This window comes from bacterium, from assembly GCA_016699595.1.
In the GTDB taxonomy this organism is placed as follows: domain Bacteria; phylum Patescibacteriota; class Dojkabacteria.
The window spans coordinates 388,610-400,577 of the sequence record CP064982.1; the positions used below are offsets into that span (position 1 = coordinate 388,610).

The 11,968-nt window shown below is 32.5% G+C and carries 13 protein-coding genes and 3 tRNA genes; 14 read left to right on the forward strand and 2 right to left on the reverse strand.

Translation table 11 applies throughout. The annotated features are described in order from the left end of the window. Positions 1-28 precede the first annotated feature (28 nt). Complete coding sequence (locus IPJ91_01880) at positions 29-691, forward strand: metallophosphoesterase family protein (GenBank protein ID QQR93192.1); 663 nt, start codon at positions 29-31, stop codon at positions 689-691. A gap of 4 nt (positions 692-695) precedes the next feature. Here the strand turns inward: IPJ91_01880 and IPJ91_01885 are convergent, their stop codons facing one another. Next, positions 696-1,340, reverse strand: a complete 645-nt coding sequence (locus tag IPJ91_01885) for a hypothetical protein (GenBank protein ID QQR93193.1) — start codon at positions 1,338-1,340, stop codon at positions 696-698. An 84-nt stretch (positions 1,341-1,424) separates the two neighbouring features. On the opposite strand from IPJ91_01885, the gene IPJ91_01890 reads away from it, so the two are divergent. From IPJ91_01890 to IPJ91_01925, 8 genes are all read left to right on the forward strand, one after another. Continuing rightward, a tRNA-Thr gene (locus IPJ91_01890) sits at positions 1,425-1,497 on the forward strand. A 29-nt stretch (positions 1,498-1,526) separates the two neighbouring features. Next, a complete protein-coding gene (recO, locus tag IPJ91_01895; GenBank protein QQR93194.1) occupies positions 1,527-2,258 on the forward strand; it encodes a DNA repair protein RecO in 732 nt (243 codons plus the stop codon). Positions 2,259-2,277: 19 nt separating this feature from the next. Then, positions 2,278-2,362, forward strand: a tRNA-Ser gene (locus IPJ91_01900). Between the two features lie 265 nt (positions 2,363-2,627). Then, positions 2,628-2,924: a hypothetical protein gene (locus IPJ91_01905; protein ID QQR93195.1), complete on the forward strand. Its 297-nt coding sequence runs from the start codon at positions 2,628-2,630 to the stop codon at positions 2,922-2,924. 217 nt (positions 2,925-3,141) lie between these two features. After that, complete coding sequence (locus IPJ91_01910) at positions 3,142-3,840, forward strand: hypothetical protein (protein QQR93196.1); 699 nt, start codon at positions 3,142-3,144, stop codon at positions 3,838-3,840. Between the two features lie 216 nt (positions 3,841-4,056). Beyond that, complete coding sequence (locus IPJ91_01915; protein ID QQR93197.1) at positions 4,057-4,437, forward strand: nucleotide pyrophosphohydrolase; 381 nt, start codon at positions 4,057-4,059, stop codon at positions 4,435-4,437. 168 nt (positions 4,438-4,605) lie between these two features. Continuing rightward, positions 4,606-5,004, forward strand: coding sequence for a hypothetical protein (locus IPJ91_01920; protein QQR93198.1), 399 nt, complete (start codon positions 4,606-4,608; stop codon positions 5,002-5,004). Between the two features lie 312 nt (positions 5,005-5,316). Further along, entirely contained in the window at positions 5,317-5,724 is a 408-nt protein-coding gene (locus IPJ91_01925) for a hypothetical protein (GenBank protein ID QQR93199.1), read from the forward strand. Between the two features lie 246 nt (positions 5,725-5,970). Here IPJ91_01925 and IPJ91_01930 read toward each other — a convergent pair whose 3' ends face one another. Next, on the reverse strand, positions 5,971-6,882 hold the full coding sequence (locus IPJ91_01930; protein ID QQR93888.1) for an SPFH domain-containing protein: 912 nt from the start codon (positions 6,880-6,882) through the stop codon (positions 5,971-5,973). Positions 6,883-7,100: 218 nt separating this feature from the next. On the opposite strand from IPJ91_01930, the gene IPJ91_01935 reads away from it, so the two are divergent. The 5 genes from IPJ91_01935 (at position 7,101) to IPJ91_01955 (ending at position 11,514) form a co-directional block, all read left to right on the forward strand. Continuing rightward, the gene (locus IPJ91_01935; GenBank protein QQR93200.1) at positions 7,101-8,576 is read left to right on the forward strand and encodes a lysine--tRNA ligase; all 1,476 of its coding nucleotides are present in this window, start codon (positions 7,101-7,103) and stop codon (positions 8,574-8,576) included. After that, positions 8,576-9,868, forward strand: a complete 1,293-nt coding sequence (rlmN, locus tag IPJ91_01940) for a 23S rRNA (adenine(2503)-C(2))-methyltransferase RlmN (GenBank protein ID QQR93201.1) — start codon at positions 8,576-8,578, stop codon at positions 9,866-9,868. The genes IPJ91_01935 and rlmN overlap by 1 nt, the downstream gene beginning before the upstream one ends. Positions 9,869-9,871: 3 nt before the next feature. Further along, positions 9,872-9,956 (forward strand) — tRNA-Ser (locus IPJ91_01945). A gap of 145 nt (positions 9,957-10,101) precedes the next feature. Then, on the forward strand, positions 10,102-10,437 hold the full coding sequence (locus IPJ91_01950) for a hypothetical protein (GenBank protein ID QQR93202.1): 336 nt from the start codon (positions 10,102-10,104) through the stop codon (positions 10,435-10,437). A gap of 264 nt (positions 10,438-10,701) precedes the next feature. Then, positions 10,702-11,514: an LD-carboxypeptidase gene (locus IPJ91_01955; protein ID QQR93203.1), complete on the forward strand. Its 813-nt coding sequence runs from the start codon at positions 10,702-10,704 to the stop codon at positions 11,512-11,514. Positions 11,515-11,968 lie beyond the last annotated feature (454 nt).

An 11,968-nucleotide genomic window follows, 5' to 3' on the forward strand; every position in this document is an offset into this window, starting at 1 on the left:
ACCTTAAATTTCTTATTTCTATACAAAAATGACATACTTAATCATCTCTGACTTTCACCTAAATCACAAAGTTTCAACAAAGGAACTAAAATTCTATAAACAATTGTTTTTATCAGTAGATAAAATAATTATTAATGGAGATTTTTGGGAAGGGATGAGACCTATTGCAAATATTGATAAGTTTATAAAAAGCCAATGGAATGAATTACTACAGATATTGAAAGATAAGAGTGCTATTTATATTTTCGGCAATCATGATTTTTATGAAATTGATGAACAAGAAAAAGCACTTTGGTTAACTGAAGCACAAAAAGTATTTTCCAGTATCAGCCATGAATACAGGCTAAATCTTGGAAACAAAGTTTACAAAATTATACATGGTTCACAATTTAGGCATCCTTTTATGATAAATTCTGCTTTGTTTGAATATTTGTATTACAAAGTTAGCAAATTGGTTTCAAAAACATTTTTGGGTAGTCGAATTTACAACTTCATTGGTGGCAAGTGGAATAGAAGAATCATAGAAACAGTCATACCGACTTTGCAAAGTAATGAAATTTTGATTTGCGGAGATACACATGCTCCAATGAAGTCAGATAGATATATCAACACAGGATTTAATTTTTCAGGAAATTATGGATACTTAATCCTAACTGATAATTTTGAGAAGTTATACTTTGGCAGAATGTAACTTTTCAGAATTTGTAAATCAAAATTCCAATTATAGTTGAGATCAACATAGTTAGCACAAGCATCCACGTCCTCCATCTAAGCCAGCCTTTTGAAGTAATATTTTTACCAACAATTGTAAAGAATATAGTTGTACTTGCAAAACATGAACTCAAGCAATATGGACAAACTGAGCCAATTACAAAAATTGAGTTATACAATAACCATAAACTAAACATTAGAGCTAAAGTAACTGGTAGTAGAGCTAAGTTCCATAGTTTTTTGCTTAACTCACGATTGAAAAACTGTATAAATCCAAAAACAAATATCCCAGTATAGTAAATAAACCCTAAAACTGTATTGTTGAAACCAAATATTTCAGATTGCCACGATTTCATAGTTGGTAAGCAATTGATCACGCTATTTACGGAGCATGGAGGAATGTAATTAGCATCTTTCAGAAGTTTGATTTCTTCACCAAACAGCATGAAAGAAGCAAATAATCCGAGTATAGCCATAAAGCTCAATATTAGAGGGAAAAAGTACTTATCAAATGAAATGAACTTCTTGTTATCTCGAACTTTTGAAAATCGCGAAACTGATTTAGCATACTTTATATCTCCTACTGTTTGTATATTTAGTTTCTTTTTTAATTTTGACTTTTTTGACATACAGGATTTTAGCATTTACCATTACCATTTCAAAAGACATTTATATTTAGATTCAATGTGTTAAAATTCACATTACTTTGTTAAGCCGAAATAGCTCAGTTGGTAGAGCATCGGTATCGTAAACCGAGGGTCGCGGGTTCGAATCCCGCTTTCGGCTTTCTTCTTTATTTTGCGAAAAGTATATCTATGAGATATAGAGCCTTGATCCTAAATACTCAGCAGTTCAAAGATAATGATTTACTGATAAAAGTTCTTTTAGATACCGGTGAAAAGATAAATGTAAAATCCAAAGCAATAAAGAAGATTACATCTCGTAATTTGACGAAAATTGAAGTTGGCAATTATGTTGAAGTAAATTTAATACAAGGCAAGACTATGCAAATTCTTACAGAGATAAGAGTTTTGAATAATTTCAATGAGTTGAAAACCTCAGTTGTATCAACTGCTACATGGCTGATTCTAGAAGCTATCCAATTTCTTCCTGATCTACAAGATATCAGAACTTTTGATATAGCAATTGAAATTTTGACTAAATGTAACGAGCATTCAAAAAATAATCTTGAGTTGATCAGTTATACTCTTTGCATTTTCTTTGCTGAACTTTTGAAGATCATAGGGGTAACTATAAATTTTGACAATTTTGCAAACAACAATCAAAAAATAAAGAAGACAGATAATATTTTTGTAGATTCAAGCTTAGGATTTTGCAGTTACAATTCAGGCATCCAGATAGATGCAACTACATTCAAAGTTATTCGCTTTGTTTCTGATGGTGATTTTGAACAACTTATTAAAACTAATTTTTCTGCTGACAAAATTTATTTATCTTCAGCTCTAAGTACATTTATATTTTGGTTTGAATCTTTGGTAGCAAGGAAACTAAACTCTTATAGACTTTTTGCAACTCGTAGTTTATAATTTCTTGACAAATTCTTATGGAGGGGTCGCATAGTTGGTCTAGTGCACAGTCCTGGAAAGACTGCGTTCCAAAAGAACCGGAAGTTCGAATCTTCTCCCCTCCGAATTGGAAATATCTAGATAAAATAAAAAATTATCAAAAGGACTTTTCACTTTTAGTTTTCGAATATCTGTAATATGTGTCTATATTTGAGTTGTTTTGATATTTTTGTGGCTCAATAGTTCTTACACTATACCAAATAATAATAGTGTATAATATTTGTATAGATGATATAGGGAATTTAGTCGAACTTCGTATGTCCGAGAGTTATAATCAATTGACAGGCTAGCTAGAAAGATCTTCAAAGAAAGAGTAATATGAATAATACAATGACAAAACAAAAAAATACCTTACTTATGTCTGTTATCTTAGTTTTGTTGATCCTTACAGTAATTGTAGTTGTCGCCAAAATTTCGCCTTATAGATGTTGTGCTTGCCATCCAGATAGATATACTTTGTACCCAATTTCCTTTACGCTTTTTGAAAATCATTGGGCTCAATACATAGATTGTCATTGTCTGCCCGAAATGGGATGTGTTTTGTCTTTTTGGGTAATTCCGATTGATTTAATAGGATTAGTTGCACTTTTATCTGCAATCTTGTTTCACAAATTGAAAAAGAAGTGATGGAAAAGAACGCTCGCCTGTCAACTCTGAACTTTTTATTTGCTTCGCTACAGAACGTTGCACTAAAATTCAGCCCTTCAGGGAATATAACATGTGATAAAAGACTACAAAACCTTGCAGGATTCTCCATCCAAATTGGGCTATGCCCAACTTCTTTTATCCCTAAACGTTATGTGTAATTGAGATAAAGCTGTTTTAATAACCACAATTTTCAAATATGACAATAAATGATGAAGTTCAAAAAATAATCGAAGAAGTAAATCGCCTCAATCACAAGATTGAGATGGTTTCTAATGTAAAATCTGGCAAAGAAGCAACAGTCTATAAAGTTCTTTTAGACGATAAACTTGTGGCAATGAAGGTCTATAAAAAACCAGAAGAGAGATCCTTTAAAAATACGGGACAATACTTAATGGGAAAATATTACAAGAAACCATCTGAAAGGAAAGCTGTGGCAAAAGGAAATAAATTTGCTAAAAAATTAAAACACCAAAATTGGATTAGAAGAGAATATTTTATGCTTGAAAAGTTATATGAACATGGAGCCAAAATTCCAAAACCCATATTACATATTGAAGATGCTATATTTATGGAGTTATTAGGAAATCAAGATTTTGTGGCTCCTAGATTGTGCGATGTAATTCTGACAAAAGATGAAGCAGAAAGTGCTTATAAAAAGGTACTTGATACAATGATTGTGTTTTGGAATTTTGGCATAGTGCATGCGGATTTATCTGAATACAACATTTTATGGTGGAATAATGAACCTTATATTATTGACTTTCCTCAGGCACTAGATAAAAAGACTAACCCAAATGTAAATGAAGTTTTGGATAGAGATTTGAGAAATATCACAAACTTTTTTGGCAAATTTATCAAAACTGATTTTGATGAAATTAGAAAAGACTTTTCTTAACTTGCTCACTATCGGTCGCACCAGATTGTACTCTCTCACTCCCACTGGTCGTTCGGGTCTGACAACACAATATATGCGCTTCGAGCCTTGCAGGCTCACACCCATATTGCGCTACAACTTATAATTTGATAAAATATAGATGTAACACAACATCGCATATACTGGAACGTTAGATGAAATAATACTCAACTATTTTACTTGTTTAATCACGTTAATATGACAAATCAAAGAAACACACTTTCGATAAGAGAAATGATGGAACTCTCAAACGAACTCTTTGAGCTGAATAAAGAAAAATGGACTCCTAAAACCCCAGAGTCAAATATCTACTGGGTTGGTTGGCTAGTCGCTGAGATCGGAGAAGTTATTGATATCGTTAAGAAAAAAGGAGTAGATAAAATAATGAATGACAAAGAGATTCGTATTGAAATGCTAGAGGAAATAACAGATTGCTACATGTATTTGGCGGATATTTTAAATAGATATCAATATTCTCCAGAAGAGTTTTCGAAAGTGTACAAAGAAAAGATGGAATATAATATGAAAAGAGATTACTCGCAAGGAAAAACAAGTAAGGATAAGAAAATCACGAAATAGTTGAGTATTACTCTCACTCCTAAGGTCGCTCGCCCTCGCCTAACAGCGGATATGAGGTTCAGCTCTTACAGAGCCTCAACCCAAACTGCTACGCAACTTTTCATATCCGCAAACGTTAGCCGACATATTTTTGAAAAATTTATATAATCTTATTTAATAATCTAAAAAATGTTAAAAAAACACAAAAAAATTATCGTTCTAATTGGTATCGCCTCCATATATTTTATATTAGTTTTTAGTCTGTTCAAATTTCATATCGTTGAGTATGTGTTCCAAAGGGTTGTTATGGCAAATAATCCTACGGTCTTCTTCTCATGCGGTACATTTGGAGATGAAGATCATTTAAACAAAATAATCGATGAAAAAAGAGACGAGAAGATTACAACATTAAGAAAGTACCTATCTGAAAACAATGGTGATTTATATATAGAAGCTGTTGGAAGTAGATGCCCAAACAAATTCCAATTTGTAGCTGCTTTTGGAGGTGATACTCAAAGAGTTGAAATTGAACAGATACTAAAAGATCAAACAATAAATGGAACACCCGTTTTTTTACTTAATAGATAATATTATGGATAAATTTTTCAAAAATACGCAAGGCACGTTGCACTCTCACCCCGCTATCGCTCCGTTCGGGTCTGACAACACAATATATGCGCTTCGAGCCTTGCAGTTTCTCACCCATATTCCGCCGAAGTTTGATAAAATAAACTAAGGTATCGGCGTAACATCGCATATACTAAAAACAGTATATTATATTTAAAAAATATATAATATATATACTCATATTTGCTATATAGTCAAACATTCGCAAAGATGAGAGTTATCGGAAATTTCAAGCAATATTTTTTATACAATTAGCAAAGTTTAGTGAAAAATATGACAAAGAAAGTTGTTATTGCCGGGAGCGCATCACTTCAAGAAAAAGTTTTGTTCTGGAAAAAGTTTTGGGAAGATAAAGGGTGTCTTGTGACAAATTGTCCTTTGCCAATAAAAAAGGAGAACTTTTTAGAAGAATATCCTAAGGTTCATACGGATTTTTTCAAAAATATCACAGAGGCGGATATTCTTTTTGTTATGAATGAGGATAAAAATGGTATTACTGGATATCTCGGTGTGGAATCTTTTGCAGAAATGTGTTTTGGGGTTGCTCAAAACCTCATTCACAACAAAAATCTTGAGGTGATGCTTTTGCAAGAACCAAGTGAGCGTGTGCAATCATACGAAGAAGTAGTTTTGTGGTTAAAATTAGGCTGGATAAAATTGCACGACAAAAACATTGCTTGAAAAATCAGATAACAAAACATATACGGTTCGCTCACAGATATTTTGCGTCCTTATTTTGCAAAAATATAAACACAACTGATTTATTATGTTGCTCAAAAATTAGAGAAATTCAGTAAGACTATCAAAACATTCCTAAATGCTAGGATTGTAGTACAAGTTCTTTTTCATTGTTTCCACACTCCAACTGAAAGATATAATACTACATTCCATTCTTCATCGAGAAACATCATAAAGTCTCAGATTCTTTTACTTCTCCAATCTCCCTACTTCATTTGCACTTATCATACTGTCTCTAATCTGACTTGCGATATCATTCATTCCGGACGGTGAATGTGGAAGCATGATTGTATTTGTTTTGCTACTCATGGAAATCTCTTTCAATGTGTCAAAGTATTGTGTCATTAGAACCAAATTCATCACATCTTTCGCAGTTGAACCGTGAACTGAACTTTGAAATTCCTCAACAGAATCTTTCAATCCTTGAATTATAGCTCTTCTTTGATCAGCAATACCTTTACCTTGCAATGCTTTCGATTGTGCTTCAGCTTCAGCTCTTTTGACTAGCAATATTCTTTCTGCTTCACCTTTCTCTGCAGCCGCAATTCGAAGTCTTTGTGCTGAATTTATCTCGTTCATTGATTCTTTGACCTTTGCATCTGGTTCAATATCGGTAACTAGTGCATTCACTATTCCAAAACCAAATTGTGTCATAGTTTCTTCCAACTCTTTTTTTACTGCAAGTGCTATTTCATCTTTGTTATCAAAAAGCTGGTCTAGTGTCATTTTGGGGACTTTCGCTCTAATGACATCATAAACATAAGAATTTATCTGTCTTGCAGGATCATTCAATTTATAAAATGCATCTGCAGCTTTTTGAGGTATGACAAAAAACTGAACTGAAGTTGTCAAATGAACAAATACATTGTCCAGTGTCTTCGTTTCAGCCTTTACATTTAATTCTTGAACTCGAAAAGATAACTTTCCTGCCTTTTTTTCAACAAGAGGAATTTTCCAATTTAGACCAGCTGTTGCAATTCTGACAAATTTGCCAAATCTTTCAATCACTGCAGCAGTTTGCTGTTCAACCGTAAAAAGAATCGATGGGATAAAAATAAAAACTAATATCAATATGATGATGGGGATAATTATAAGTTCCATAGTAGTTAAGTTAGGATTTGTAAGTATTACATTATTTAAATTATTAAGAAACATTATACTGCTTTTGTACTGCATTTTTCAAGTAAAGTTACTAGTTGGAATTTCAAATGCGTTATCACAATTTATCTATAAAATCATTTATAATTGTATAATTATCTGATATCATACTCAGGCTATAATGCTGAACTAATAATAAGTAACAGAACTTAAATAAATTTATGTCAAATATCGGACAATCACTACAACAAGTAAGAGAATTTAGAGTTCAAAAATTAAACAAGCTGAAGGAATTGGGATTTGACCCATATCCTGCTCGAGTTCAAAAAGACAAAAACAATGCAGAACTTATAAATAACTTTGACGAATTGCAAGGGAAAGATTTTTTCATAACCGGAAGAATTGTCTCTATCCGAAGTTATGGTAAATTGTTGTTCCTTGATGTGCAAGATGAATCAGGCAAAATTCAATGCATTGGTATGCCACAAAATGTGATTGGACTAGAAACAAAATATTTAGAATTTGGACAGTTAGATCTTATTGACAATGGAGATTTTGTAGAAGTCTTTGGGACTCTAGGCAAATCAAAAACTGGTGAAATCTCTATATTAGTCAAAAGCATCCGAATTATCACAAAGTCCCTTAGACCAATTCCAGATGAACTCAATGATGTAGAAGAAAGACAAAGAAAAAGATATCTGGATATAAATGTGAATGGATCAAAAGACAAACTTGACTTACAAGCAAGATTTGAGAGAAGATCCAAGTTCTGGCAAGCAAACAGGGACTTCTTAAACTCCAAAGGTTTCATTGAGATGAATATGCCTGTTTTGGAACTCACTACAGGAGGAGCTGATGCAAATCCATTTGTAACTCATATGGATGCTATAGACCAAGACTTTTACTTGCGTATTTCTCACGAATTACCACTCAAAAGGCTAATTGGAGCTGGCTACGAGAAAGTTTATGACATTGGTCCAAGATTCAGAAATGAAGGTTTTTCTGATGAACATTTGCCTGAGCATATTGCTATGGAATGGTACTGGGCATATGCTGATTTTCAAAAGGGAATGGAATTTATGGAAGAAATGTTTAAGTTTATCTCATATGAAGTTTGGGGCACGACAAAATTTGAAAACATGAAAGGCTTTGAAGAAATAGATCTTGAAAAAAAATGGGAAGTTATAACTTATGAGCAAATTTTGCAAGATAGATTTGGAATTGATATTTGGAATGTTGATTTGGACAAAGTGAATGTAGAACTTGCCAAGTTTGATGATAAAGCAGAAAATATTAATCGAGGTATTGACAAGCTTTGGAAGAAAATTCGAGCAACTATCGGAGGTCCAGTTTGGATGATTTATGAGCCTGCATTTCTTTCCCCACTTGCAAAGCCAAGTGATACTGACAAAAGAATAACAGAACGATTTCATCCCATAATTGCTGGATCAGAACTTGGAAATGGATTTAGTGAATTGAATGACCCTCAACTTCAACTCCAGAATTTTTTGGAACAAGAAAAACTTAGAGAAGAAGGAGATGCTGAGGCGCAAATGTTGGATGATGACTTTGTAGAAATGCTTGAGTACGGTATGCCTCCAACTTGTGGATGGGGACATGCAGAAAGAAATTTTTGGTTCTTTGAAAATGTTTCAGCAAGAGAAGGAGTGATTTTTCCACCTATGAGAAGAAAGTAATGTATTTTACCTCATTTTCTCAAAACACAAACTTCAAAAAATACAAATTAGAAATATTAAATAAAGCTTGGTTTCAAGACATTGTTACAAACTTTGAAGATATCACAGCTTTGTCAAAAGAAGAAAGAGAGTTTTGCAAAACTCAATTTGACAATGAACTTCAAGAATTGAAAAATATCAAGTCAAATAGCCCAACAAAAACCGGCTCTGGAAGAATTATTTCAAAAAAGGCACAATCATTGGTCCAAACAGAGGAAAATTCCACATTGAAGTTTTCTCAGATTTTCAATGCCGAAGCTAGAGAAGAGTTCAAAAGTTCCAAATTAGAATTTGCAAAAATAATAGATTTATCAGCTACTTTACATTTTGAACTAATTAAACTTCTATTTGACAAAGAATCAAATACTTGGAAATCTCTTTTCAAGCTTTATGATGGCAAGAAAATTGAATCAGTTTTGATGAGATTTGAAGATGGTCGCAACTCAGTTTGCGTTAGTTCTCAAGTTGGTTGCCCTGTTGGTTGTATTTTTTGTGCTTCTGGTCAAATGGGATTTATGAGGAATCTAACCTCACAAGAGATTGTCGATCAAGTTTTATTTTGGGCTAGACTTATGAAGCTTATGCCCAAAAACTTGGAAAATGATTTGCCTAACCAACAACCTACTTCCACTTCCAATCACTTTTTGAAGGAAAAAGATAATTTTGAAAAAGTTACAAACATAGTTTATATGGGAATGGGCGAACCTATGTTGAATTATGAAAATGTAGTTGAAAGTTTGAAAATACTTACAAATCCAAATGAATTTGGTTTAGGAGACAGGCATATAACTTTGTCTAGTTCAGGTTATATACCACAACTTGAAAAGTATATGACCGAGGGAATGAAAACAAAGCTTGCAATTTCGCTTCACGCACCTAGTCAGGAACTTAGAGAAAAATTAATGCCAGTTGCAAAAATTTATTCGCTTGATAAGTTGATGGAATTCATAAAGAAGTATGAGAAATATACCGGGAAAAGAATTAGTTATGAATATACCTTGATAGATCAGGTAAACGACACTCAAGAATGTGCAAGAAATTTGGCTAAGTTACTCAAAAATCGAGAGGCACATGTAAATTTGATACCTATGAATCCAATTGCTGAAGCAAAAGATTTGAGAAAATCAGATCTACGAAATGTTTATGCGTTTTATGAAACTTTGAAACATTTCAAAATTCCTACAACAATTAGAATCACCATGGGTGACAAAATACAAGCAGCTTGTGGTCAACTTGCAAACAAAAATGGTTAGTATGGAGGGGTGACCGAGTGGTTGAAGGTACCGCTCTCGAAAAGCGGCATGGGGCAACTCATCGCGAGTTCGAATCTCGCCTCCTCCGTCGAGTTTTACTTTTTTCACAATTGGCTCTTGATATTATGGAAGATAACTGATTTATTGATTTGACATATTAAACTAAATACAGTACAATTAATGGTAAATTTGTAGTTTATTAATCTATAAAGCAAAAACATTCTTAAAGAAATATGGGGAAGAGACGTTATCCAAAAGATCAGAAAAGTTTTGATAATGTATATTATGAGACATATGGTGATTATCGTGATAATGTCCTTTATCCAAAAGGGGCTTGGTCTTATCAAAAAATCTTCCAGACAGCTTGTGTGGTCAAGAGTCAACAAGAACAATATAAAAAAGCTGGACAGCCTGTCAATCTAATGCTTAGAGAATGTTTGTTATTTCAAATAATTCAAAAAGGTGGTATTAACGCAATAGACGCATGGTTAAAAAAGAATGATCCAGGACACTATCGACTTCGGGATATTGCAAACATGGATTGGAGTTGGTTGGATGAGTCAAGGTAATATAAGGTATAATAATATTACAGTTCTTCACGCAAATAATAAAATTAAGCGAACAGGGAAAACTTCTCATACAAGCAAAGGTTTAACTTCCAGTACTTTCAAAAACTTCGTAATTAGTTCTTTATGCATAACTTATATCACTGTTATACTACCCAATAATAGTGTATAATATTAGTATAGATAATATACGCAATCTAGTCGGACTTCGTATATCCGAGAGTTAGATGAAATCAAAAACAATTATATTTTTAAAAGCAAAAAGTTATGAAAATCGCATTAACAAATCTGTGTAAATTAGAAGATTTTGCAAAACACAAGACTTATCAAGATGCAATAGGTTTTTTACATGAAGAAAATATTGAGTATCTTGATTTTTGTTCTGGTGAAAGTGATTTGGATAATTTAGTGGCAAAGTTTAATAAGTCATTGGATTCTGAGGCGGATATAATATGGATTGTTTGTGGAGGATGGTCATGTATTAAAACGTTAGAAAAAATTGATTGGGGAAAGGTGGTTGCAAGTAATAAAAAGTTTTATGGATTATCAGATTTTACTCACTTTTCCTCTAAGGCAGTTTCCTTGGGAATTACTTGTTACTATGGGCAAGGACTTGTGTACATTAAACAGTTTTTCCCAACAAATAATAGCCGTGAATTTATCGTAAATTTCTTAAAAACAGGGGATGCTGGTTCTAGTATGGCAAAATCATTGTCTTCAAATACGGAAGATTTAGATATAAATAAGGTAAAAATAACAGGTGGACATATGCTCATATTCGCATTTATGCAAAATCAGATCAATATAAACTTACAAGAAAGATATCTATTTTTGGAATATCATCATGGGGCTAATGGTATAGAGTTAAAAGAGCTTGAATATTATCTAGATCAAGTACTTTATGTAATAAAAAACAATTTACCGAAAGGATTTATTTTAGGAAGAAGTTTACTAAAAAATTTTGATGGAACAGAAATAAAAATAGAAGAAATAAATGAGTTTCTTGTTTCTAAATTAGAAAAGCTTAACTTACCAATCTATTATGTTGATCATTTTAATAACATTATAACTTTTTGCTAAATATGGAAAATGTTTTTGACTCTCGCTCCTAAGGTCGCTCGCCCTAACGGGTCATCTAACAGTTGATATCTGTTCGCTTCGCACATCCAGACCGATGAGTTAAATTTTAATTGAATGGTCGGGACGTCAGATATCAGCGAACGTTATGCGAATAAGGCTCGGGTCAAAGTGAATAGAAAGATTTATATTAGTCAAGAATCAAGATAATAAGATGAAGTGGAAGAAATTTTTTAAATTCACAAAAACTCAGATTATTTCTATAATAATTTTAATGATATTGTCATTTCCTTTTTGGTTTCATTTATCCTGTATTAATATGTATATTGAACCCAAATTATTTTATAGTCCTTCCAGTTGTGGATTACAATTCTCAGAATTCGTTATTTTGCTTTTAGGTTCATATTTTATTTCAATTATTATAGATTTTATAATCAGAAAATTCAAAGAATAAAAA

What these genes read in the sequence shown, in the direction of transcription:
- IPJ91_01880 (QQR93192.1), top strand. Translation starts at nt 29, where the DNA reads ATGACATACTTAATCATCTCTGACTTTCACCTAAATCACAAAGTTTCA.
- IPJ91_01885 (QQR93193.1), bottom strand. Translation starts at nt 1,340, where the DNA reads ATGTCAAAAAAGTCAAAATTAAAAAAGAAACTAAATATACAAACAGTA.
- recO (QQR93194.1), top strand. Translation starts at nt 1,527, where the DNA reads ATGAGATATAGAGCCTTGATCCTAAATACTCAGCAGTTCAAAGATAAT.
- IPJ91_01905 (QQR93195.1), top strand. Translation starts at nt 2,628, where the DNA reads ATGACAAAACAAAAAAATACCTTACTTATGTCTGTTATCTTAGTTTTG.
- IPJ91_01910 (QQR93196.1), top strand. Translation starts at nt 3,142, where the DNA reads ATGACAATAAATGATGAAGTTCAAAAAATAATCGAAGAAGTAAATCGC.
- IPJ91_01915 (QQR93197.1), top strand. Translation starts at nt 4,057, where the DNA reads ATGACAAATCAAAGAAACACACTTTCGATAAGAGAAATGATGGAACTC.
- IPJ91_01920 (QQR93198.1), top strand. Translation starts at nt 4,606, where the DNA reads ATGTTAAAAAAACACAAAAAAATTATCGTTCTAATTGGTATCGCCTCC.
- IPJ91_01925 (QQR93199.1), top strand. Translation starts at nt 5,317, where the DNA reads ATGACAAAGAAAGTTGTTATTGCCGGGAGCGCATCACTTCAAGAAAAA.
- IPJ91_01930 (QQR93888.1), bottom strand. Translation starts at nt 6,882, where the DNA reads ATGGAACTTATAATTATCCCCATCATCATATTGATATTAGTTTTTATT.
- IPJ91_01935 (QQR93200.1), top strand. Translation starts at nt 7,101, where the DNA reads ATGTCAAATATCGGACAATCACTACAACAAGTAAGAGAATTTAGAGTT.
- rlmN (QQR93201.1), top strand. Translation starts at nt 8,576, where the DNA reads ATGTATTTTACCTCATTTTCTCAAAACACAAACTTCAAAAAATACAAA.
- IPJ91_01950 (QQR93202.1), top strand. Translation starts at nt 10,102, where the DNA reads ATGGGGAAGAGACGTTATCCAAAAGATCAGAAAAGTTTTGATAATGTA.
- IPJ91_01955 (QQR93203.1), top strand. Translation starts at nt 10,702, where the DNA reads ATGAAAATCGCATTAACAAATCTGTGTAAATTAGAAGATTTTGCAAAA.